Source organism: Synechococcus sp. CS-1329 (genome assembly GCF_025128055.1).
GTDB lineage: Bacteria > Cyanobacteriota > Cyanobacteriia > PCC-6307 > Cyanobiaceae > Regnicoccus_A.
Genome location: NZ_JAHLYS010000016.1, coordinates 34,993 through 56,332 on the forward strand (window position 1 = coordinate 34,993; position 21,340 = coordinate 56,332).

21 protein-coding genes are annotated in these 21,340 nt (G+C 66.6%); 11 read left to right on the top strand and 10 right to left on the bottom strand.

What is annotated here, in order from left to right; translation table 11 throughout:
* Nucleotides 1-9 precede the first annotated feature (9 nt).
* A complete protein-coding gene (locus tag KQ304_RS02855) occupies nt 10-2,808 on the top strand; it encodes an RNA helicase (protein WP_259735609.1) in 2,799 nt (932 codons plus the stop codon).
* 42 nt (nt 2,809-2,850) lie between these two features.
* Here KQ304_RS02855 and purB read toward each other — a convergent pair whose 3' ends face one another.
* The gene (gene purB / locus KQ304_RS02860; protein ID WP_259735610.1) at nt 2,851-4,146 is read right to left on the bottom strand and encodes an adenylosuccinate lyase; all 1,296 of its coding nucleotides are present in this window, start codon (nt 4,144-4,146) and stop codon (nt 2,851-2,853) included.
* 56 nt (nt 4,147-4,202) lie between these two features.
* On the opposite strand from purB, the gene KQ304_RS02865 reads away from it, so the two are divergent.
* On the top strand, nt 4,203-5,048 hold the full coding sequence (locus KQ304_RS02865; protein ID WP_259735611.1) for a TlyA family RNA methyltransferase: 846 nt from the start codon (nt 4,203-4,205) through the stop codon (nt 5,046-5,048).
* A 113-nt stretch (nt 5,049-5,161) separates the two neighbouring features.
* Here the strand turns inward: KQ304_RS02865 and KQ304_RS02870 are convergent, their stop codons facing one another.
* Together KQ304_RS02870 and KQ304_RS02875 are read right to left on the bottom strand one after the other, a co-directional pair.
* A complete protein-coding gene (locus KQ304_RS02870; protein WP_259735612.1) occupies nt 5,162-5,500 on the bottom strand; it encodes a P-II family nitrogen regulator in 339 nt (112 codons plus the stop codon).
* Nucleotides 5,501-5,851: 351 nt separating this feature from the next.
* On the bottom strand, nt 5,852-6,076 hold the full coding sequence (locus KQ304_RS02875) for a DUF4278 domain-containing protein (protein ID WP_259735613.1): 225 nt from the start codon (nt 6,074-6,076) through the stop codon (nt 5,852-5,854).
* 267 nt (nt 6,077-6,343) lie between these two features.
* On the opposite strand from KQ304_RS02875, the gene queF reads away from it, so the two are divergent.
* Nucleotides 6,344-6,805 carry a preQ(1) synthase gene (gene queF, locus KQ304_RS02880; RefSeq protein ID WP_259735614.1) on the top strand — a complete coding sequence of 154 codons (462 nt, stop codon included), beginning with the start codon at nt 6,344-6,346 and terminating at the stop codon, nt 6,803-6,805.
* Here queF and KQ304_RS02885 read toward each other — a convergent pair.
* The 7 genes from KQ304_RS02885 to KQ304_RS02915 all read right to left on the bottom strand — a co-directional run bounded on the left by KQ304_RS02885 (nt 6,777) and on the right by KQ304_RS02915 (nt 14,913).
* Entirely contained in the window at nt 6,777-8,099 is a 1,323-nt protein-coding gene (locus KQ304_RS02885; protein ID WP_259735615.1) for a cytochrome c biogenesis protein ResB, read from the bottom strand. The genes queF and KQ304_RS02885 overlap by 29 nt on opposite strands.
* On the bottom strand, nt 8,096-8,773 hold the full coding sequence (locus KQ304_RS02890; RefSeq protein ID WP_259735656.1) for a cytochrome c biogenesis CcdA family protein: 678 nt from the start codon (nt 8,771-8,773) through the stop codon (nt 8,096-8,098). Before KQ304_RS02890 ends, KQ304_RS02885 begins: the two co-directional genes overlap by 4 nt.
* Nucleotides 8,774-8,831: 58 nt before the next feature.
* A complete protein-coding gene (locus KQ304_RS02895; RefSeq protein WP_259735616.1) occupies nt 8,832-10,022 on the bottom strand; it encodes an FtsW/RodA/SpoVE family cell cycle protein in 1,191 nt (396 codons plus the stop codon).
* A 203-nt stretch (nt 10,023-10,225) separates the two neighbouring features.
* The gene (locus tag KQ304_RS02900) at nt 10,226-10,426 is read right to left on the bottom strand and encodes a phycobilisome linker polypeptide (RefSeq protein WP_006171988.1); all 201 of its coding nucleotides are present in this window, start codon (nt 10,424-10,426) and stop codon (nt 10,226-10,228) included.
* A gap of 35 nt (nt 10,427-10,461) precedes the next feature.
* Nucleotides 10,462-10,950, bottom strand: coding sequence for an allophycocyanin subunit beta (gene apcB / locus KQ304_RS02905; RefSeq protein ID WP_006171987.1), 489 nt, complete (start codon nt 10,948-10,950; stop codon nt 10,462-10,464).
* A 40-nt stretch (nt 10,951-10,990) separates the two neighbouring features.
* Complete coding sequence (locus tag KQ304_RS02910) at nt 10,991-11,476, bottom strand: allophycocyanin (protein WP_197162626.1); 486 nt, start codon at nt 11,474-11,476, stop codon at nt 10,991-10,993.
* A gap of 410 nt (nt 11,477-11,886) precedes the next feature.
* Entirely contained in the window at nt 11,887-14,913 is a 3,027-nt protein-coding gene (locus KQ304_RS02915; RefSeq protein ID WP_259735617.1) for a phycobilisome rod-core linker polypeptide, read from the bottom strand.
* Nucleotides 14,914-15,080: 167 nt separating this feature from the next.
* Between KQ304_RS02915 and KQ304_RS02920 the strand changes: the two genes are divergently transcribed.
* The 8 genes from KQ304_RS02920 (at nt 15,081) to atpA (ending at nt 21,333) form a co-directional block, all read left to right on the top strand.
* On the top strand, nt 15,081-16,304 hold the full coding sequence (locus tag KQ304_RS02920; RefSeq protein WP_259735618.1) for a trans-aconitate 2-methyltransferase: 1,224 nt from the start codon (nt 15,081-15,083) through the stop codon (nt 16,302-16,304).
* A 47-nt stretch (nt 16,305-16,351) separates the two neighbouring features.
* Nucleotides 16,352-16,876 (top strand): ATP synthase subunit I, encoded by a 525-nt coding sequence (locus KQ304_RS02925; RefSeq protein ID WP_259735619.1) that lies wholly within the window; start codon nt 16,352-16,354, stop codon nt 16,874-16,876.
* A 64-nt stretch (nt 16,877-16,940) separates the two neighbouring features.
* Entirely contained in the window at nt 16,941-17,669 is a 729-nt protein-coding gene (gene atpB, locus KQ304_RS02930; RefSeq protein ID WP_259735620.1) for a F0F1 ATP synthase subunit A, read from the top strand.
* Nucleotides 17,670-17,831: 162 nt separating this feature from the next.
* A complete protein-coding gene (gene atpE / locus KQ304_RS02935) occupies nt 17,832-18,077 on the top strand; it encodes an ATP synthase F0 subunit C (protein ID WP_094591272.1) in 246 nt (81 codons plus the stop codon).
* A 129-nt stretch (nt 18,078-18,206) separates the two neighbouring features.
* The gene (locus KQ304_RS02940; protein WP_259735621.1) at nt 18,207-18,677 is read left to right on the top strand and encodes a F0F1 ATP synthase subunit B'; all 471 of its coding nucleotides are present in this window, start codon (nt 18,207-18,209) and stop codon (nt 18,675-18,677) included.
* On the top strand, nt 18,674-19,207 hold the full coding sequence (locus KQ304_RS02945; protein ID WP_259735622.1) for a F0F1 ATP synthase subunit B: 534 nt from the start codon (nt 18,674-18,676) through the stop codon (nt 19,205-19,207). The genes KQ304_RS02940 and KQ304_RS02945 overlap by 4 nt, the downstream gene beginning before the upstream one ends.
* Nucleotides 19,207-19,755: an ATP synthase F1 subunit delta gene (gene atpH, locus KQ304_RS02950; RefSeq protein WP_259735623.1), complete on the top strand. Its 549-nt coding sequence runs from the start codon at nt 19,207-19,209 to the stop codon at nt 19,753-19,755. The genes KQ304_RS02945 and atpH overlap by 1 nt, the downstream gene beginning before the upstream one ends.
* Before the next feature lie 60 nt (nt 19,756-19,815).
* Nucleotides 19,816-21,333, top strand: a complete 1,518-nt coding sequence (gene atpA / locus KQ304_RS02955) for a F0F1 ATP synthase subunit alpha (RefSeq protein WP_259735624.1) — start codon at nt 19,816-19,818, stop codon at nt 21,331-21,333.
* Nucleotides 21,334-21,340: the final 7 nt, after the last annotated feature.

Genomic DNA, 21,340 nt, shown 5'->3' on the forward strand with positions numbered 1-21,340 from the left:
GAAGCGGTGATGCAGCGGACCGTGGATCCCACCGAGGTGCCGCCCCTCGATCAGCTGTTTCCTTTTGCGCTCGATCCCTTCCAGCTCGAAGCGATCGATGCCCTCAACCAGGGCCATTCAGTGGTGGTCAGCGCCCCCACGGGCTCGGGCAAAACGCTGGTGGGCGAGTACGCCATCCACCGGGCCCTGGCCCATGGCCAGAAAGTGTTCTACACCACGCCGCTGAAGGCGCTCTCCAACCAGAAACTGCGCGATTTCCGCGAGCAGTTCGGAGCCGAGCGGGTGGGGCTGATGACCGGTGACCTGAGCGTGAACCGGGAGGCGCCGATCGTGGTGATGACCACCGAGATTTTCCGCAACATGCTCTACGCGGAGGTGGATCGGGGTGACGATCCCCTGGCCGATGTGGAGGCGGTGGTGCTCGATGAGTGCCATTACATGAACGACTCCCAGCGCGGCACGGTCTGGGAGGAATCGATCATTCACTGCCCGCCGCCGGTGCAGCTGGTGGCCCTCTCGGCCACGGTGGCCAATGCCGGTCAGCTCACCGACTGGATCGAGCGGGTGCATGGGCCCACCACCCTGGTGGTGAGCGACCACCGGCCGGTGCCGCTGGCCTTCAGCTTCTGCAGCGCCAAGGGGCTCCATCCCCTGCTCAACGAGGAAGGCACCGGCCTGCACCCCAACTGCAAGGTGTGGCGGGCGCCCAAGGGGGAGCGGCGCAAGGGTAGGAGCCCGAAGCCGCCCCAGCCGGAGGCGGCGCCGCTGCCTTTCGTGGTGGCCCAGATGGCTGAGCGCGACATGCTGCCCGCCATCTATTTCATCTTCAGCCGCCGTGCCTGCGACAAGGCGGTGCGCGACCTGGGCCGCCTCTGCCTGGTGAATGAGCAGGAGCAGGCCCGGATCGTGGCCCGGCTCGACGCCTTCGTGGCCGCCACCCCCGAGGCGGTGCGTGAGGGCGGCCACGCCGAGGCCCTCACCCGCGGCATCGCCGCCCACCACGCCGGGGTGTTGCCGGCCTGGAAAGAGCTGATTGAGGAGCTGTTCCAGCAGGGGCTGATCAAGGTGGTGTTCGCCACCGAAACCCTGGCGGCGGGCATCAACATGCCGGCGCGCACCACGGTGATCTCCGCCCTCTCCAAGCGCACCGAGCGCGGTCACCGGCCGCTGATGGGCAGCGAGTTCCTGCAGATGGCGGGCCGGGCCGGTCGGCGCGGACTCGATGTGCAGGGCTATGTGGTCACGGTGCAGAGCCGCTTCGAGGGGGTGCGCGAGGCGGGGCAGCTGGCCACCAGCCCCGCCGATCCGCTGGTGAGTCAGTTCACCCCCAGCTACGGCATGGTGCTGAACCTGCTGCAGCGCTACGACCTGGCCAAGGCCCAGCAGCTGGTGGAGCGCAGCTTCGGTCGTTACCTGGCCACCCTTGATCTGGTGGAGGACGAATCCAACATCGCCTCTTTGCGCGCCCAGCTGGCCCAGCTGGCGGGCCCCACCGCCGACATCCCCTGGGAGGACTTCGAGACCTACGAGAAGCAGCGGGAGCGCCTGCGCGAGGAGCGTCGCATCCAGCGCATCCTTCAGCAGCAGGCCGAGGAAACCCTTGCCCACGAACTCACCCTGGCGTTGCAGTTCGCCAGTGAGGGCACCCTGGTGAGCCTCAAGGCGCCGCCGCTGCGGGCCCGGGTGACACCGGCGGTGATCGTGGCCAAGCAGCAGGGCTCCGGCCAGTTCCCGCTGCTGCTCTGCCTCACCGATGAGAACGTCTGGATCCTGGTGCCCTGCCATGGGGTGGTGAGCCTCTACGCCGAGCTGAGCTGCCTGCAGGTGGACTCGATCGCGGCCCCGCGACTGGGGCATGCCGGCGAGATTCGCCACGGCGACAACGCCAGCGGTGGCCTGGCCCTGGCTGTGGCCTCCATCGCCCGCCGCCACGACATGCACACCCCCCAGTACGACCTGGCCGGGGAGGTGCGCAGCCAGGCGGAGCTGGTGCAGCAGCTGGAGGAGGAGCTGGAGCAGCATCCCGCCCACCGCTGGGGCGACCGGCGCCAGCTCAAGAAGCAACGGCGGCGGATGGAGGAGCTGGGCGAGGAGATCGAGGTGCGGCAGCGCTTGCTGCACCACCGCGCCAACCGCCACTGGGACACCTTCCTGGCCCTGATCGAGATCCTGCGCGCCTTCGGTGCCCTGGCCGGGCCCGATGGCCTGGAGCCCACCGAGGTGGGGCGCACCGTGGCTGCCCTGCGCGGCGATAACGAGCTCTGGCTCGGCCTGGCCCTGATGAGCGGCCACCTCGATGAGCTCAACCCGGCGGAGCTGGCGGCGGTGTTCGAAGCGATCAGCACGGAAGTGAACCGCCCCGACCTCTGGAGCGGTTTTCCGCCGCCGCCGCGATCGGAGGAGGCCCTGCACGACGTGAGCGGCCTGCGCCGGGAACTGCTGCGCCATCAGGAGCGGGCCCATGTGGTGGTGCCGGCCTGGTGGGAGCCCGAGCTGATGGGGCTGGTGCATGCCTGGGCCCGCGGCAGCAGCTGGAACGACGTGATCGCCAACACCTCTCTCGATGAGGGCGACATCGTGCGCATCCTGCGCCGCACCGTTGACCTGCTCGCCCAGGTGCCCTACGCCGAAGCGATCAGCGAGCAGCTGCGCACCACCGCCCGCAAGGCGCTGCAGGCAATCAACCGTTTCCCGGTGTCGGAATTCGTGGATCTGCGCGTGGAGGCTTCCCCGTCCCAGCCGCCCGCTTCAGCCACCCCGGCCACTCCAGCGATGGAGCGTCCAGCCGCGGCCCCACAGACGGCTTGATCGGGGAACCCGAAGCGGAGCTGAAACCCCAAGCCGACAGCCTCAGATCCCCAGCCGCTCCCAGATCACATCCAGCTGGGAGCGGTGCAGATCGGTGGAGAAGCAGGCCTCCAGCTCGGCTGGGTTGAGCCGTGCGCTCAGCTCAGGGTCGGCGGCCAGGTTGGCGCGGAAGTCGCCCCCCTCGCGGTTCCAGGCGTCGTGGGCGTGGCGCTGCACGATGCGGTAGGCGTCCTCGCGGCTGAGGCCGCTCTCCACCAGGGCCAGCAGCACCCGCTGGCTGAAGACCACGCCGCCGTAGAGATTGAGGTTGCGGGTCATGTTCTCCGGATAGACCCCCAGACCCTTCACCACCTCGGTTGTTTCCCGCAGCATGAAGTGCAGCGTGCAGGAGCAATCAGGCAGCATCATCCGCTCCACCGAGCTGTGGCTGATGTCGCGCTCGTGCCAGAGGGCCACATTCTCCAGGGCCGCGATCGTGTAGCTGCGCAACACCCGCGCCAGGCCACTGATCCGCTCGCTGCGGATGGGATTGCGCTTGTGGGGCATCGCCGAGCTGCCCTTCTGCCCCTTGGCGAAGTTCTCCTCCACCTCCAGCACATCCGTGCGCTGCAGGTTGCGGATCTCCGTCGTGAAACGCTCCAGCGAAGTGCCCACCAGCGCCAGGGTCTGGATGTATTCGGCGTGGCGGTCGCGGCCGATCACCTGGGTGCTGGCGGTGTCGGGCTCCAGGCCCAGGCTGGCGCAGGTGAGGGCCTCCACCTGGGGATCGGTGTTGGCGTAGGTGCCCATGGCGCCGCTCACCTGACCCACCGCCACCACCAGGGCCAGCCGCTCCAGCCGCTCCCGGTTGCGCTCGGTTTCCGCCAGCCAGCCCGCCACCTTGAAGCCGAAGGTGATCGGTTCGCCATGGATCGCATGGGAGCGGCCGATCATCACCGTGTCCTTGTGCTCCCTGGCCAGGGTCCGCAGGGCGGCGGCCAGCTGATCGAGCTCCAGCCGCAGCGCCGCCACCGAGGCCTTCAGCTGCAGGGCCAGGCCCGTGTCGAGCACATCCGAGCTGGTCATGCCCACGTGGATGTAGCGGCCGGCATCGCCCACGTGCTCATTGACGTTGGTGAGGAACGCGATCACGTCGTGGCGCACCTCCGCCTCGATCTCCAGGATGCGCGGCACCTCAAAGCGGGCCCGCTCGCGGATCGCGACCATGGCCTCCTGGGGCACGCGGCCCAGCTGGCAGTTGGCGTCGGTGGCGGCGATCTCCACATCCAGCCAGCTCTGGAACTTGGCCTCTTCGCTCCAGAGGTTGCCCATTTCGGGCAGGGTGTAACGCTCGATCAAGGCCAGCGCGTGGCAACGTCCTGGTCAATCTATGGGTCGACCCCCACGGGATCCCGATGGCAGGCAAGCAGCGGCTCGATCAACATCTGGTGACGCTGGGCCTGGCCGCCAGCCGTCAGCAGGCGCAGCAGTTGATCCGTGCCGGGCGGGTGCGCAGCGGCGACCGGGTGCTGGACAAGCCCGGCCAGGTGGTGCCCCCAGATCTCAGGCCCGAGGTGAGCCATCCGCCCCGCTTCGTCTCCCGCGGCGGCGAGAAGCTGGTGGCGGCCCTGGAGAGCTTTCCGCTGCAGGTGGCGGGGCGCGTCTGCCTCGACGGCGGCATCTCCACCGGCGGCTTCAGCGACTGCCTGCTCCAGCACGGCGCCGAGCGGGTGTACGGCATCGATGTGGGCTACGGCCAGACCGCCTGGAGCCTGCGCACTGACCCGCGAGTGGTGCTGCGCGAGCGCACCAACCTGCGCCGCCTCAGTCCCGAAGATCTCTATGGCCCCGCTGACCCCTGGCCCGATCTGGCGGTGGCCGATGTCTCCTTCATCTCCCTGGCCCTGGTGCTGCCGGCCCTGCGGGCTCTGCTGCAGCCCACGGCCGCCGAAGCCGTGCTGCTGGTGAAACCCCAGTTCGAGGTGGGCCGCGAGCGGGTGGGCAAGGGCGGCGTGGTGCGTGATCCCCTCGCCCATGCCGATGCGATCACGGCGGTGAGCGCGGCTGCCGCAGCGCTTGGTCTCTGGCCCTGGGGCCTGATCGCCTCACCGCTCACCGGTCCTGCCGGCAACCACGAATACCTGCTCTGGCTGCGCTCCGCGCCTGCGCCAGCTGATGGGGCCGTCACTCCAGTCACGGCCGAGTTGATCCGTGCCCTGGTGCACCAGACCCTCTCTGACGACCACAACGCGGCTGGCTGAGCGCAAGCGTTTGGGGTGAGCACAAAAAAACCGGAGACCCGATGGGGCCTCCGGCTGAGGCTGTTGCAGCGCTGGTTGGCCGCGGCTCGCAAGCCAGTGGCGATCCGTGGCGCTCAGATGGCGGTGCTGTCGCGGTCGCCGGTGCGGATGCGGATCACGGTGGCCACGGAGCTGATGAAGATCTTGCCGTCGCCGATCTCACCCGTGCGGGCTGCGTCCTGGATGGCGCTCACCACAGTGTCCACGCGGTCATCGTCGACCACCACTTCGAGCTTGAGTTTCTGCAGGAATTCCACAGTGAATTCAGAGCCCCGATAGCGCTCCACCTGCCCCTTTTGCCTGCCGAAGCCGCGCACTTCGCTCACTGTCATGCCAACGATGCCGGCATTCACCAAGGCCACTTTGACATCTTCCAACTTGAAGGGACGAATGATGGCCTCAACTTTTTTCATGGAGTCTCCAATGGTTCGGATCAAGTCTCTCAGGAGGGATCGCTGAGAGGGAGGGAAAGGTTGGGGATGCGGTTGACCCGGAGCCCTGCGGACAGGGCATCCTGACAAAGCCGATCGGCGGAGCTGGAACTCACTTGAACTCTGCCGGTGGCCAGATGGGACCACACGGCATCGTCGAAATGGGTCTGAAGCCAGACCATCCCCAAGGCCGACTGGGGCTTGAGGCGAAAGCCGCCGTGACTGCTGGCGAGGAGGAGGTCCATAAGGAAGACCCTGCGCACTGGGGCCATTAGGCCTGAGTGCGCAGGGCTTCGGCGTAGCTGTTGTTACGGGGCGTCAGGCTGGCGGACCTCAGTCCTGCTGCAGCTCCAATTGCGCCTGTTGCTGGCGATGGTGGTAGATGTGGCCCCGGTAGTGAAGATCGACGCTTTCATCCACCGGGTGGGGCTCATGCTTCAGCGGCAGGCGGTAGCGAACGCCTCGGTAGACGTGCTCCACCGGTTCGACGCTGGGGACTGGTTGGTGCTGCTGGCTGCCATAGGGAACGCCCCGATAGACAAGCTGGTCTGTGGTCATGACTGGAGCCTCGAAGGGATGGAGATCACCGTCCCGCCTGGGCCGGTGCCGCTTCGTGGGAAGGAGCGTTGCTTCGCCTTGCGGGGGGCTACTTCCGACAGGAGGGCTGAGGGGCTCTCCGAAACGTGTCCAACGTTTTGTCCTTCAGTTCATTTCTAGCGAAAAAAGCTGTTCAAATTGAACAAAAAGCCGCGTTACTTCAGTAATCTTCATTGATTGGCCGTTCCTACGATCGGGCTCCTCTGTCGTTCCGTCCTGCGATCACCGATGCCATCCCCCTTCAGCGCCTCCTCCCCAGCTTCCGCAACCCCCTCAGCAGCCAGCAGCACTGGGGCGGGCACCGTCAGCCCGCTCTACGGCGAGCGGATCATCAGCGAGGAGACGCCGCTGATCTGCTTCGAGAACCCCCGCCGGGGCCGCGCCTATGAGGTGGCGATCGAGCTGCCGGAGTTCACCTGCAAGTGCCCCTTCTCCGGCTATCCCGATTTCGCCGTGCTGCGTCTGATCTATCAGCCAGGCCCCGGCGTGCTCGAACTCAAGGCCCTCAAGCTCTACGTGAACAGCTGGCGCGACCGCAGCATCTCCCATGAGGAGGTGGCCAACCGCATCCTGGATGATCTGGTGGCCAGCGCCGAACCGGTCTGGATGCAGCTGGAGGCCGACTTCAATCCCCGCGGCAATGTGCACACGGTGATCCGGGTCAGCCACGGCCAGCGGCAGGCTTGCTGAGTTCAGAGCCGGCTCTGAGCTGCTCTAGCAGCAGCGGCAGTTCGTTGGCCAGGGCCGTGAGGTTGCGGTTGCAGAGCCCGCCCACGTGCAACTGGCCCTGATCGTCATCGGCGATGGCCCAGAGCTGGCGGGTGGCAATCAGGCTGAGGCCGCTGCCCAGCAGGGCGATGGCAAAGCCGCCGTACACCAGCGGCACCCCCGGGTCCCGCTTCAGCAGCAGGCCACTGGCGGGCATCACCTCCACCACCTTCAGGGGCAGGCCGCCAATCTCCAGGGGCTCTCCTCCAGGGGTCATCTGACCGATCAGCTGGGCCTGGGCTGAGTACACATCAATCGGACCCAGCTCGCTGCCCAGGGCCAGCAGCACCGGTTCCGTGCCGTCCGGCCTGGTGGGCAGGGCCAGGCCCCACACCTGCTCCCCCAGCTCCGGCAGGCTGCGCAGCGGCAGCTGCAGCAGCGGACTGCGCCCCAGTTGCACGGTGATTGCAGCCAGCGACCAGTCGGCCTGGTACACAGTCATCCCGCGGAAGCGCAGGGGATGGTTGACGCTGATCTCGCTGTTCTGCAGTGGCTCCCCATCGGGATCGAGCAGGCGCAGCTGGGAGCGGAACTGCTCGGGACGCCCGGCGGGATCGCGCTCGATTCGAAAGGAATCGATCGCCAGGGTCATCTGGTTCTCACCGCGCTGGTTGAGCAGCTGCAGGTCGTGGCCCGGGGCCAGAAAGCGCTCCAGCCGCTGACCGGCCAGGGCCCCCCAGGAGGCCCCCACCATCAGCACCACCAGGCCGGCATGGACCAGCAGGGGGCCCACCCGGCCCAGGATCCCGCGCCGGGCCGCCAGCCGATCGCCCTGGGTCCTGAGTTGCCAGCGCTGGCCCGCCAGCAACCGGGCCAAGGCGTCGAGGTCGGCCCTGGGCTGGGCTGTGGCCAGCGATTCGGCCAGGCTCAACTTGCTGAGCTGGCGTGGGGAGCGGTAGTCGATCCAGCGCAGGGCCGCCTGCAGGGCGGGCCACTGGCGCCGCCAGCTGCAGAGCACCAGCGAAAGCCCCAGCCAGGCCAGCAGCGCCAGGAACCAGGTGCTGGCATAGACGTGGTCCAGCTCCAGCTTCAGGATCCAGTCGCCATCGAGCAGCCCCAGCCAGGGCTTGGTGTCGTAGGCCTGGTGGTAGGCCTCGGCGCTCTCCTGCTGGGGAATGATCGTGCCCAGGCCACTGGCCAGAGCGATCACCAGCAGCAGGCCAATGGCCAGGCGCAGATCCGAGATCCAGGCGCCCAAGCGGCTGAGGGCCCTCATGGCAGCTGGGCCAGCAGGGTGAGCCCACCGCTGGCGAGCAGCACCGCGCCGCTGATCGGCGGGATCCAGCGGCTGCGCTCCCGCAGGGCCAGCAGCCGGGGCATCGCCGCCGCCGCCGTGCCCGCCAGCAGCAGGGGAATCACCTGGCCCGCTCCGAAGCAGGTGAGCAGCACCATGCCCACCAGAGGCCGTCCCTGCTGGCCGATCCAGGCCAGCAAGACCGCCAGCACCGGAGTGGTGCAGGGGCTGGCCGCCAGTCCGAAGGCGGCACCTGCCGCCAGGGGGGCCAGGCGGGCCGGCACCCGCTGGCGCCACTGCTCGGGATCGGGGCCGGCCGGCAGGGGCAGACGCACCAGCCCCAGCAGGTTCAGGCCCATCAGCACCGCCAGCAGGGCCACCACGGTGGGAACCATTCCTGGCACCTGGCCGTAGAGCCGCCCGAGCAGGGAGGTGGTGCCCCCCAGGATCACCAGGGCCGCCACGATTCCCAGGGCGAAACTGAGGCTGCGCTGCCACGGTTGCCCCGGCGCCTCAGGGCTGGAGAAGCCGGCCATGTAGGCCACCGTGATCGGCAGCAGTGAGAGCGAGCAGGGTCCCAGGCTGGTGAGCAGGCCAGCTGCGAACACCACCGTGAACGTCAGTGGCCCGGGCGCGGAGAGAGCGTGCTGCAGCAGCTGCTCACTCCAGAGGGCAAGATCCGAGAGGGCCAGATCTCTTGCTCCAGAACGATGTTCAGCCTATCGGGGCAGGGTTGGCTCTGACCCCGTCGTCGTCGCCACGGCGGCGGCCCAGCGGTCGACTCTCCCAGCCCCGGGATTCCAGCGAACAGCGGATCAGCAGGCCGGCACTGAGCAGGCTGGCGAGCAGGGAGTTGCCGCCGTAGCTGATCATCGGCAGGGGCAGGCCCGTGGTGGGCATCGAGCCGCTGGCCACGGCAATGTTGAGGATCGACTGGCCCACCAGCAGGGTGGTGGCGCCGATGGCCACCAGGCGCTGCTGATTGCTGCGGCAGCCCAGGGCCACCCGCAGACCCACAAAGGCGAACAGCACCAGGAACAGCAGCAACACCAGCGAACCGACGAAGCCGAACTCCTCGGCGAAGACCGCAAAGATGAAGTCGGTCGACTGGATCGGCAGGTACTGCAACTTCTGGGTCGAGAGGCCGAACCCTTCCCCCAGCACCCCTCCGGAGCCGATCGCCAGCAGGCTCTGCACCAGCTGATAGCCGTCGCCCTGAGCGTCGCTCCAGGGATTGAGGAAGGAGACCACCCGCAGCCGCTGGTACTCATTGATCATGATGCTGCCAGCCCCCAGGGCCCCTCCGGCAGCTGCGGTGCCCAGCAGTGAGAACAGCGGCAGGCCGGCCGCCAGGGCCATGAACCAGAGCAGCAGACCTGTAAGGGCGGCGGTGCTGAGGTTGGGCTGTTTGAGAATCAGCAGCAGCAGGGTTCCAAACGTGCCCAGCCAGAGCGCTTTCTGATCCAGGCCGATGCGCTTCCAGTGGGCGAACAGCGAGGCCCCCTGCAGCACCACGAAGGGCTTCACCAGCTCGGACGGCTGGATCTGGATCGGTCCAACGACCAGCCAGCGGCTGGCGCCATTGACTGTGCTGCCTGCCACCAGGGTGGCGGCGATCAGGACACCGCCGATCAGCACGGCCGGGCCGGCCAGCCGCAGCCAGCGTCGCAGTGAGGTGCGCATCGCCAGAACGAGCAACCCCCAGCTGGCCACCATCCAGATGGCCTGGCGCTTGATGTAGAAGGCACCATCCCCGTTCTCCCGCGCGGCCACCCACCAGCTGGCCGAGCCCAGGATCAGCAGCCCGGCCAGGCACCAGATGGCCACCATCACCAGTAGCAGCCTGGCTTCGGCGGGCCACTGGGCCCAGCTCAGTGGTGGCGGAGCCGTTGTGGGTTCAGCCACGCTCAGCTGAGGTCTCGAGCGTGGTTTGGCTGGGCTCCTGGGGCGTCGGGTCATGGGGGCCGGCTAGGACTGGCGCAAGGACTGAAGTCCCCTATTCAGCCGTGGCTGGGGCTTCGGCGAAAGGGGGTTGGGACAAAAAAAAGCCCGGCTTGAGCCGGGCTTTACAGAATGAGCCAATCTGAAACGAGAGCCCGGTGGAGCGCTCAGTTGCCGACGTTGACCTGACGGCGACCCGTGACGAGCTCAACCTTGAGGATCTTGCCCCCCTGCTTCATGATCCGCTGCTGTTCAGCGAACCAGCTCTCGTAGGGCACCCACTTGGTGAAGAAGGTGTTCTGCAGTTCCCGCTGGCTCCTGACCTTTTCAGGGCAGGGAATGCAGGCTGTGATCTTGAACAGGCGCATGTGGTGATCCTCGCGGGTTGGGCGTGGGGTGGGGATCAGTTGCCCAGGCCGGAGCTGATGTAGTCGAGGTAGGTGCCGAGTTCACGGCCAGCCTCGGGGCCCACCAGCGAAGCGGCAGCTTCCTTGATGGCCTGGATCGACTGGACAGTGGCGCCGATGGGCACCCCCAGGGAGTTGTAGGTCTCCTTGAGCCCGTTCAAGACACGCTCGTCGAGGATTGAAGTGTCACCCGCCAGCATGGCGTAGGTGGCGTAGCGCAAGTAGTAATCCAGGTCGCGGATGCAGGCTGCATAGCGACGGGTGGTGTACATGTTGCCGCCCGGACGGGTGATGTCCGAGTAGAGCAGGGTCTTGGCGACGGCTTCTTTGATGATCGCTGCCGAGTTGGCACCGACAGTGGCCGCGGCGCGGACACGGAGCTCGCCGCTGGAGAAATACTGCTCCAGCCGTCCGATCGAGGAGTCGTCCAGGTAAAGACCCTGAACGTCGGACTGGTTGATGACGTTGGTGATCGCGTCTTGCATGTGTCCTGGGAAGAGGCGGTGGGCAAGGAGAGGCGAAGCCTCAGGAGAGGGCGCCGATGACGTAGTCGAAGTAGAAGCCTGCCTCTTCGGCGTCGGCTCCCGTGAGCAGCCCCAGGGAGGCGTTCTTGAGCTCACGGACGACCTCGGCCATGGCCTCCAGGGGAGTGCCAAGCGCGCGATACATCTCGCGTGCGCCGATGATGCCGATTTCTTCGATCGGGGTGACGTCACCCGCTACAACGCCGTAGGTCACCAGGCGCAGGTAGTAGTCGACATCACGCAGACAGGTGGCCGTCATTTCCTCGCCGTAGGCGTTGCCGCCAGGTGAGATCAGGTCGGGACGCTTCTGAAAGAGGGCGCCGCCAGCCTGCTTCACAATCCGCTCGCGATTCTCGCCCAAGACCTGAGCCACCCGCAGACGGCGTTGACCGCCGGCGACGAAGGACTTGATCTGGTCGAGTTCGCCAGGGCTGAGGTAGCGGGCTTCGGCGTCCGCGTTGATGATCGAGTTGGAGACGATGCTCATGCAGTTCTGCCTCGAAACAAGCGGTCGCCGTAATGGAGACCGATATCCGGTGGGTAAGGGATGCCCCTCGCTCCTTCACTTGGCTGACGTGAACGCCAACGGTTTGATCGGGAGAGTGGGCTGGCGAACAGGCTTGCCGTCCGCCGAGTCATTCTGCGGCAGAGGAGGCCACCCTTCCCTGGGCCGGTAACAGTTCTTCACGGCGGCGTGATCAGATCAGATCCCTTGGCAGGCAACGGCTCTGGCCTATTCTGCGCCTAAGGGAAAACCGCTGAGTTTGTTCACACTTTGCAGGCCTGCCCAGTTGTCGAGGCTTAATTCCTCAACAAAGATGAAGCCAAAGACATCATCTTTTCATCAAAAAAACCCCCGAACTTCCGTTCGGGGGTGACAATTCAGCTCCTACTGGCTCAGATCGCTCCGCGGGGAGGCGGCGTCAGCCCGGCGTTGCCGGCATAGAGCAGAGCTGTGCGATTCACCGTGGCCAAGGGGATCCCATCGGCGCTGGCCATACCCTTGATGTAGGGAACCGTGTCACGGCCGAAGCTGCTGGCGAATTCTTTGCCGGAGAGCAGGTCGTCGAGGGCGGCCAGCTGGCCCTGCTTGCCGCGGGTGGCCAGATAACGGCTCACCTCCTTGGGCTGGGCGGCCCGGCCCAGCAGGGCGAGATAGGCCGCTGAGGCCGCCCGCAGCGGTGCCATGCGGTTGAGCCGCTGCTGGAAGAGATCGGATCCGGCGATCACCGCCACGAACTCCGACACCGACAGGCGTCCGTCACGCAGTTGCGATTCAGCATCTCCCAAACGCTCAGCCGCCAGAGGGATCCGGTTCAGCAGTTGCCTGTAGGTGGCTTCCACCACCTGCTGGAGCATGGCCTCATCGGCCTCGGGCAGCAGCATCACTGGCTGGCCGAGGCTGCGGCGGCGACTGAAGCCCTGGGGTCGTGCCCCACCGAGGGCCTTGGCCATGGCTGCACCGGCCTGGGGAGCCATCGCGGCACTGATGCCATTGGCGCTGACCTGAGCGCTCCAGCCACCGGTGACCTGGCCGCGAGCTGGGGTGGCCACCCGCGCAGCGCTGCCGACTTTCGAGCTCCAGCCACTGGAGGCAGTGCCTGGCCTTGAGGGGGCCACCCGCCAGCGGCGGCTGGGCTCGGGGGGTTGACGCAGGCTTTGGGACCTGCTGCCAACAGGGGTGGCCGGAGCCGCTTCGCCATCGGCGAAACGGGCTGTCCAGCCGCCCACCACCTGGCGCAGGCGGCGGTCAGGCAAATTGCGCGGCGTCAGATCACCACTGCTGCGGAAGCTGCTGACCGGGCCCGTCTGGGGCCGACTCACTGGGGTGAGGTCGGCAATGGTCGAGGGATCGATGGCACGGCGCAGGGCGGGAACCCTGCGGGCGTTGAGATCCGTGGGGGTGATGAAGCGCTCGTAGGGGACGGTGTCCTCACCGAAGGCCGCCAGATATTCCGGGCTGTTGACCATGGCGTCGACGACGCCATAGAAGCCTTGGCGTGCGGCCGTGTCGAAGTAGCTGTTGAGCTCACGTCGCCCGAAGGTGGGCCGCCCGATCAGGCGACGGTGCATCACCTCAATCGCTTTGGTGATGTAGAGGTTGGCCCAATACCGGCGCCGGAACGCTGTGGAGCGCGCCACCTGGCGAATGAATTCGCGCAGGCTGATGTCGCCGTTCTCGAGCTTGATCTCCTCCACCTTGAGCTGCTCACCGTCGTAGCCGCTGGTGCCGAGCACCTGCACATAGACGGCCCTGATCACTGCCTGGGTGCTGGCTTCGGTGCCGCGGATGCTGGGTTGGCCCCCGCGGCGGGGCACCGAGCCGCCACCGGTGGCGATCTGCTGCAACCTCACCACCTTCGGACCGACGCGTCGGGGGGTGGAGCTCCGGAACTGGGGGCTGTTCATCTGGCCGGGTTCGGCCATGCCGTTGCCCACCAGGATGCGACGGGTGTCGTCGTTGAAGGGGGCCGAGCGAGTGGCCACTGAGGCCGTCCCCGAGGGGAAGATGGCACCGTAATTCAGGCCCAGGGGGTCGTTGCCGCCGCCGTAGGGGTGCTGATCGGGCAGGGGCTGGCGGTACGACGCGTAGAGCGTGATGTACTGCGGGGCGCCTTCGAAGGGTGCACTGAAGCGGAAGAGCTTGCGGTTCGAGCCCCAGCCGGCACTCTCCTGGGCCTCTTCACCAAGACCGCGCAGGTAAGGAACGGTTTCCTCCCCGAAGGTCTGGGCGTATTCCTGGGTGTTGATCAGGGAGTCCACCAGGCCGGCCAGTCCCTGCTGGCTGACGATGGCGAAGTAGCGGCGGAATTCCTCGATCGTGCTGACGCCACGGCCGAGGAAATGACGGAAGGCCAGTTCCACCACCCGGCTGTTGGAGAAGCGGCCGTAAAACTGGCGGCGGTATTCCTTGCTGCGGCCCAGGGCACGGATGAACTCCCGCATCGAGAGCTGTCCCTGCGACACCTGGGTGGCTTCCACGGGGGCCACCACCTGGGAGTAGCCCTTGACGATGTCCCGCTGGAACACCTGCCGGTAGGCGGCACGGATCACCTCGGCCTTCTCGCGGCCGGAGAGGCCCTGCTTCATCACGAAGCGCTGACGGGATTCGGCGGCCAGCGCATAGATGGCGGGCAGCTGCAATCCCTGATTCTCGGGACTGCCCAGGCGCTGGCGCGCCGAGGGGGTGGGAACTGCCAGCTCCTTGAGCAGCACGTTGAAGCAGTCGATCACCAGTTGCCTGGCTTGCGAGTCCTTGCTGAACAGGTTGGCGGCGGCGGCCCGCATCTCCTGCAGGGCCACGTTGGTGGCGGCCAGGGAGCAGGCCTTCTCGAGCACGTCGCGCAGGCCGCGGGTGTTCACCGCGAGGATGCTGGGGTCGCCGGCCACCAGGGCATAGCCCACGTAGCGCAGGAACCAGCCCATGTCGCGCAGCGACTTGCGCATGCGCTCGGTGCCGTAGCGGGCCACGCTGATGGGGCTGAAGCCGGCGGGGAGTACCACCCGCACGTCGGCATCGGCCTGGACTCCTTCGAGGATCCGTCCCAGCAGACCGGTGCCACCACTGCCCTGGGCAAAGGTACGCACGGATGTGGCGGCGGCCACCTGGTCGCTGGCCAACACCGTGGTTTCCAGCGCACCCACGTTGAAGGGGGTCAGGGGAGCGTCGAGATAGGAGAGCGGCGTACCGCCGGCAAAAATGCGGTTGGCGGCCTTGGCCACGATCGCATCGGCATTGGCGGAGATCAGCCGAGCCGCTTCAACGCGGGCCGAGCCGCTTCGGTAAAAGGTGAGCAAAGTCTCGAGCTCCACCTTCTCGGGGAAGCGATCCTGTTGCTCCGCCTGACGGACGCTGGAGAGCGGCAGGGTGTCGTAGAGCTGAGGGCTGACCCTGGTGCTGCCGCTGCTGGCGGTCACGGTCATGAACGGGCGTGTACCGGGCCTGATCACGTTACGGCTGGGCTCCTGTCCTCCCGGCTGCCATGAACAAATGTTTGCAGCGGACCGTCGCTGGACCATCCCCCGCGGCTGCTGGCGATGGTCGGGGGGCGGCCCATGAAAAGCTCCCCAAGGATTGCTGTGCTGCCCCGATGAGCTCTGGCCCCGCCGATGCCGCCACGCCGGCGGTGAGTGCCTTCTACGACCGTTTCCCCTACCCGGGGGATCCACTCCAGGACGGCCCGCCACCTGGGTACAACTGGCGCTGGAGCTACCCCTGCGTCAGCAGTGCCTGTACGGGCCGCCTGCCGGACACAGGCCCGCCTCCACACCTGCTGGACGCCGGCTGCGGCACCGGCGTCAGCACCGACTACCTGGCTCACCTCAACCCAGGCTCGGAGATCCTGGCGGTCGACATCAGCGCCGGTGCCCTTGAAGTGGCCCGCGAGCGGCTGCGCCGCTCCGGTGGCGCCCGCCACTGCTCCTCCCTGCGGCTCGAGCAGCGCAGCCTGCTGGAGCTCGATGGCGAAGGCCCATTCGATCTGATCAATTCGGTGGGGGTCCTGCACCACCTGCGCCAGCCCGAGGCGGGTCTTCAGGCCCTGGCGAAGCTGCTGAAGCCCGGTGGCCTGCTGCACCTGTTTCTCTACGCCGATGGTGGTCGCTGGGAGATCCATCGGGTCCAGCGGGCCCTGACGGCCCTGCAGGTGGTGGGCGATGGCGAGGGCCTGCGCCTGGGCCGTGCCCTGTTCGAGCAGTTGCCGCAGGGCAATCGTCTGCGCCGCCATCACGAGCAGCGCTGGGCTCTCGACACCGCGGCGGACGCCAATTTCGCCGACATGTACCTCCACCCCCAGGAAACCAGCTATCAGCTGGATGGCCTGTTCCGCTTCGTGGCCAGTGCAGGGCTGGAGTTCGCCGGCTTCTCCAATCCCGAAACCTGGGATCCGGCACGGCTGCTGCAGGGGGAGCTGCTGGAGCGGGCCAGGGCCTTGCCCGACCGTGACCGCTGGGCGCTGGTGGAAAGCCTCGATCCCGACATCAGCCACTTCGAGTTCTTCCTCAGCCGGGGCCCCCTGCGTCTGAGCTCCTGGGACAGCGACGGGGATCTGCTGGCAGCCGGCGGCAGCCGCAACCCCTGCCTGTGGGGCTGGCCGGGGGCGACGCTGCTGGACCCTGACCTCAGGCCGATCGAGCTCGACGATCAGGAGCTGGCGCTGCTGAAGGCCCTGGAGGCGGCCCCGGAGTTCAGCCCGATCGGCCAGTTGTCCCTGGGTTGGACGCCCGATCGACAGGCGGCGGTGGCGCGCCGCCTCTGGAGCCGCCGCCTGCTGCTGCTGGCCCCTGGTGGCGGCTTGGCCGGCACTGGGATGTAACAGCTTCGTGATAGATTCCGCGCGCCTTTTACGATGTGCTGACGCGCTTGCAGGCCACTCCCGCATCCGGCCCTTCGGCCGGGCCTGATTCCCCTGAGGATTCCCCCCAGGAGGCTTCTGATCTGCGGGTTGTCCTTCTGCGTGGCCTGGCGGGGAGAGAACTGGCGGTCCCCACCCTGGTGCCGCCGGCTCCATCCCCCGAGTCCGCCCCCGTGGTGGACAAGCCCGACAACGGCATGGACGAGTACCTGCGCCTGCAACGGCGTCTGTTGCTCTCCACCCTGGTCGTTTCAGTGTTGGCAGTCCCCGTGGCCGCCTATCTGTTCGATCGCACCACAGCTCTGAGCCTCTCGGTTGGAGCGGCTTCCGGCATGCTCTACCTGCGGCTACTGGCCCGCAGCGTTGGCCGTATCGGTCCCGATTCCAAACAGGTGGGCAAGGGTCAGCTGCTGGTTCCGGTGGTGCTCGTGCTCGGCTGCTCCAGGGTTCCTCAGCTGGAGATCCTTCCGGCCCTGATCGGGTTCCTGCTCTACAAGCCGGCTCTTCTGCTTCAGGCCTTCGTCCGCCCCTGATCAGCGATCCCTCGATCTTCTGATCACCCCATCCGTCGCTTCAGCGGCACCTCTGTACCCCTCGATGGTTCCGTTGCCTTTTTCTCTTCCTTTCGCCGAACTGGAGGTGGGTCAGCACCTCTACTGGAACATCGGTGGATTTCAGATCCATGGCCAGGTGTTCCTGAGCTCCTGGCTCGTCATCGGCGCCCTGCTGGCGCTTGTGGTGGCCGGCACCCGCAAGCTGGAGCGTGATCCGCGGGGTGTGCAGAACCTGCTGGAGTTCATCTGGGGCTACCTGCGTGATCTGGCCCGGGAGCAGATCGGCGAGAAGGCCTACCGCGACTGGCTGCCCTTCATCGGCACCCTGTTCCTGTTCATCTTCGTCAGCAACTGGGGCGGTGCCCTGGTGCCGTGGAAGCTGATTCACCTGCCCAGTGGTGAGTTGGGTGCCCCCACGGCCGACATCAATACCACCATTGCCCTGGCGCTGCTGGTGTCGCTGGCGTACTTCTACGCAGGCTTGAGCCGCAAGGGTTTCCGGTACTTCGAGTACTACGTGGAGCCCACGCCGATCATGCTTCCGTTCAAGATCGTCGAGGACTTCACCAAACCGCTCTCGCTCTCCTTCCGTCTGTTCGGCAACATCCTTGCCGACGAACTGGTGGTGGCGGTGCTGGCCTTCCTGGTGCCCCTGGTGGTGCCCCTGCCGGCCATGTTCCTGGGGCTGTTCACCAGCGCCATTCAGGCTCTGATCTTCGCCACCCTCGCCGCTTATTACATCGGTGAAGCGGTGCACGAAGAGCAGCACTGATCCCTCCAAGGTTGATCAGCCCCCCGTGGGCCGGTCAGCCGTTCTGCTAAATCTCCTGCGCGCAGGTCCGGTCTGAACCGGGCCCATCTCCCCAGCGGAGATGTCCCAGGCGCCAGGTTCAACCCGCGCTTTTCCGGCGCCCCACATCCCCAACGTTCCACCATGGATTCCATCACTTCTGCAGCGTCTGTTGTGGCTGCCGGTCTTGCCGTCGGCCTCGGCGCCATCGGCCCCGGCATCGGCCAGGGCACCGCAGCAGGCGGAGCTGTCGAAGGCATCGCCCGCCAGCCCGAAGCCGAGGGCAAGATCCGCGGCACCCTGCTGCTTTCCCTGGCCTTCATGGAAGCGCTCACCATCTACGGCCTGGTCGTCGCCCTGGTGCTGCTGTTCGCGAACCCCTTCGCCTGATTGTCTGCGGCAGGAACGGGGCACCGGGGCTGAGGCCACGGTCCCCGATCCCCCGCTTGCCTGCCCCAATCCGTCCTCTCCGGCCCCAGGTCGGCGCGGTCCACCCGATCCCTCCAGCGTCCCCGCCCCATGACCAGCTGGCTATTGCTTGCCGCAGCAGGTGCTCCCGAGGGAGGTCTGTTCGACCTCGATGCCACCCTGCCGCTGATGGCGGTTCAGGTCGTCCTCCTCACCTTCATTCTCAACGCCCTCTTTTTCCGCCCTGTCGGCAAGACCGTCGAAGAGCGCGAGAGCTACATCTCCACCAGCCGTGCCGAAGCCAAGCAGCAGCTGGCTCAGACCGAGCGCCTGGAGGCTGACCTGCGCCAGCAGCTGCGCGAAGCCCTCCAGCAGGCCCAGGCCCAGATTGTGGCGGCCGAACAGGAGATGGATCGGCTCTACCGCAGTGCCCTCGCCGCGGCCCAAGCCGAAGCCAACGGCAGCCGCGAGGCCGCCCGGCGCGAGATCGACACCCAGCGCAAGCTGGCTGAAGACACCCTCAATGGGGAAGCCGACCGGCTCGGCGATCTGATCGTCACCCGTTTGCTGGCTGCCCAATGAGCACCATCCTTTTGATCCCGCCTTTTTTCGCCAGTGAGGGAGGGGGGTTCGGTCTCAACCTGAACCTCTTCGACACCAACATCATCAACCTGGCGATCGTGATCGCCGCGTTGGTGTGGTTCCTGCCCAAGGTGCTCGGCGGCATCCTCGAGGCCAGGCGTGCGGCCATCCTCTCCGACCTTCAGGATGCCGAGCAGCGCCTCCAGGAGACCACCGTGGCCCTGGCCGTCGCCAAACAGGATCTGGCCGATGCCCAGAAGAAGGCTGAGAAGATTCGCAGCGATGCCAAGGCCCGCGCCGACGCCCTGCGCCTGGAGAGTGAGCGCCGCACCGTCGATGAGATGGCCCGCCTCAAGCAGGGTGCTGTCGCCGATCTCCAGTCTGAAGCCTCCAGGGTGAGCGAACAGCTGCGCCGCGAAGCTGCCCGCCGGGCTGTGGATCGGGCCCTGGCTGTTTTGCCCGGCAAGCTCGATGCCGACGCCCAGGCCCGCTTCATCGACGAATCCATCAACAGCCTCGGGCAAGCCTGATGCCATTGCTCAACTCCATTTCCACCCCCTACGCCGAAGCCCTGCTTCAGGTGGCCGACCAGCGTCAGGAAACCGACCTGGTGGCTCAGCAAGCCAAGGAGCTGATCGAGCTCTGGCATGCCTCTCCTGAGCTGCGTGCGGCCTTCGCTTCGCCGGTGCTGGAGCCTGAGGCCAAAAAAGCAGCCCTGGTCAGCCTGTTCGAGAAGGACGTCACTCCGACCTTCCTGACCCTGCTCAAGGTGCTGGCCGACCGCAAACGGATTGCCTTCCTTGATTCGGTGCTCGACCGCTTCCTGGTGCTCTATCGCGAACAGCGGGGCATCGCTCTGGCCAGGGTGACCTCAGCGTCGCCGCTGAGTGAACAGCAGCAGCAGGCCCTGCACACCAAGGTTCAGGCTGTTGCCGGCACCGACAAGGTCGAGTTCGACCTGCACATCGACCCCGCCCTCATCGGTGGCTTCGTCGTCAGCGTGGGCTCCCAGGTGATCGACGCCAGCCTGGCCGGCCAGGTGCGCCGTCTCGGTCTGGCGCTGGCCAAGGCCGGCTAGCCCCTCCCCCCTCCGTCCTCCACTCCCTTCCATCGCCTCCCCGCCCGGGGATTTCCATCCATGGTTTCCATCCGCCCCGACGAGATCAGCGCCATCCTCAAGCAGCAGATCGAGGACTACGACAAATCCGTTTCGGTCAGCAATGTTGGAACCGTGCTTTCGGTGGGTGATGGCATCGCCCGGATCTATGGCTTGCAGCAGGTCATGTCCGGTGAATTGGTGCAGTTCGACGATGGCAGTGAAGGCATTGCCCTCAACCTCGAGGACGACAACGTCGGCGCCGTGCTTCTGACCGATGGCATCGGTATTCGGGAAGGCAGCACCGTCAAGGCCACCACCCGCATCGCCGAGGTGCCGGTGGGCGAGGCCATGCTCGGCCGGGTGATCAACCCCCTGGGCGTGCCGATCGACGGCAAGGGCGAGATCGCCACCACCTCGACCCGCCTGATCGAGTCGATGGCTCCCGGCATCATTCAGCGCAAGTCGGTGCATGAGCCGATGCAGACCGGCATCACGGCGATCGACGCCATGATCCCCATCGGCCGCGGCCAGCGTGAGCTGATTATCGGCGACCGCCAGACCGGCAAGACCGCCATCGCCATTGACACCATCCTCAACCAGAAAGGTGAGGACGTTGTCTGCGTCTATGTGGCCATCGGCCAGAAGTCAGCCTCGGTGGCCAACGTGGTGGAAGTGCTGCGCGAGCGCGGCGCCCTCGATTACACCGTGGTGGTGGCCGCCAGTGCCTCCGAGCCCGCCGCCATGCAGTATTTGGCGCCCTACACCGGTGCCGCCATCGCCGAATCCTTCATGTACGAGGGCAAGGCCACTCTGGTGGTCTACGACGACCTCACCAAGCAGGCGCAGGCCTACCGCCAGATGTCGCTGCTGCTGCGCCGTCCCCCCGGTCGTGAGGCCTATCCCGGCGACGTTTTTTACTGCCACAGCCGCCTGCTGGAGCGGGCCGCCAAGCTCTCCGATGAGATGGGCAAGGGCAGCATGACCGCCCTGCCGATCATCGAAACCCAGGCCGGCGACGTTTCCGCCTATATCCCCACCAACGTGATCTCGATCACCGACGGTCAGGTGTTCCTCAGCTCCGATCTGTTCAACTCCGGTCTGCGGCCCGCCATCAACGTGGGTATCTCCGTCAGCCGGGTGGGCGGCGCAGCCCAGACCAAGGCCATCAAGAAGATCGCCGGCACCCTCAAGCTGGAACTGGCTCAGTTTGATGAACTGGCGGCCTTCTCCCAGTTCGCCTCCGATCTCGATGCCGCCACCCAGGCCCAGCTGGGCCGGGGCAAGCGTCTGCGCGAGCTGCTCAAGCAGCCCCAGTACAGCCCGCTGATCCTGGCGGAGCAGGTGGCGGTGGTCTACGCCGGCGTCAAAGGTCTGATCGATGAGGTACCCGTGGATCAGGTGGTGGAGTTCTGCCGCGAGCTGCGCGATTACCTCAAGTCCAACAAGCCTGAGTTCATCACCAACGTCCAGAGCGAGAAGCAGCTCAGCGAGGCATCGGAGACGATGCTCAAGGACGCCATCGACGACGTCAAGTCCACCCTTCTGGCCGCCGCCTGAGGTCCCC

Coding starts and splice junctions, on each gene's coding strand:
- KQ304_RS02855 (WP_259735609.1), top strand. CDS start 10: ATGCAGCGGACCGTGGATCCCACCGAGGTGCCGCCCCTCGATCAGCTG.
- KQ304_RS02865 (WP_259735611.1), top strand. CDS start 4,203: ATGGCAGGCAAGCAGCGGCTCGATCAACATCTGGTGACGCTGGGCCTG.
- KQ304_RS02870 (WP_259735612.1), bottom strand. CDS start 5,500: ATGAAAAAAGTTGAGGCCATCATTCGTCCCTTCAAGTTGGAAGATGTC.
- KQ304_RS02875 (WP_259735613.1), bottom strand. CDS start 6,076: ATGACCACAGACCAGCTTGTCTATCGGGGCGTTCCCTATGGCAGCCAG.
- queF (WP_259735614.1), top strand. CDS start 6,344: ATGCCATCCCCCTTCAGCGCCTCCTCCCCAGCTTCCGCAACCCCCTCA.
- KQ304_RS02885 (WP_259735615.1), bottom strand. CDS start 8,099: ATGAGGGCCCTCAGCCGCTTGGGCGCCTGGATCTCGGATCTGCGCCTG.
- KQ304_RS02900 (WP_006171988.1), bottom strand. CDS start 10,426: ATGCGCCTGTTCAAGATCACAGCCTGCATTCCCTGCCCTGAAAAGGTC.
- apcB (WP_006171987.1), bottom strand. CDS start 10,950: ATGCAAGACGCGATCACCAACGTCATCAACCAGTCCGACGTTCAGGGT.
- KQ304_RS02910 (WP_197162626.1), bottom strand. CDS start 11,476: ATGAGCATCGTCTCCAACTCGATCATCAACGCGGACGCCGAAGCCCGC.
- KQ304_RS02915 (WP_259735617.1), bottom strand. CDS start 14,913: ATGACCGTGACCGCCAGCAGCGGCAGCACCAGGGTCAGCCCTCAGCTC.
- KQ304_RS02920 (WP_259735618.1), top strand. CDS start 15,081: ATGAGCTCTGGCCCCGCCGATGCCGCCACGCCGGCGGTGAGTGCCTTC.
- atpB (WP_259735620.1), top strand. CDS start 16,941: ATGGTTCCGTTGCCTTTTTCTCTTCCTTTCGCCGAACTGGAGGTGGGT.
- atpE (WP_094591272.1), top strand. CDS start 17,832: ATGGATTCCATCACTTCTGCAGCGTCTGTTGTGGCTGCCGGTCTTGCC.
- KQ304_RS02940 (WP_259735621.1), top strand. CDS start 18,207: ATGACCAGCTGGCTATTGCTTGCCGCAGCAGGTGCTCCCGAGGGAGGT.
- KQ304_RS02945 (WP_259735622.1), top strand. CDS start 18,674: ATGAGCACCATCCTTTTGATCCCGCCTTTTTTCGCCAGTGAGGGAGGG.
- atpH (WP_259735623.1), top strand. CDS start 19,207: ATGCCATTGCTCAACTCCATTTCCACCCCCTACGCCGAAGCCCTGCTT.
- atpA (WP_259735624.1), top strand. CDS start 19,816: ATGGTTTCCATCCGCCCCGACGAGATCAGCGCCATCCTCAAGCAGCAG.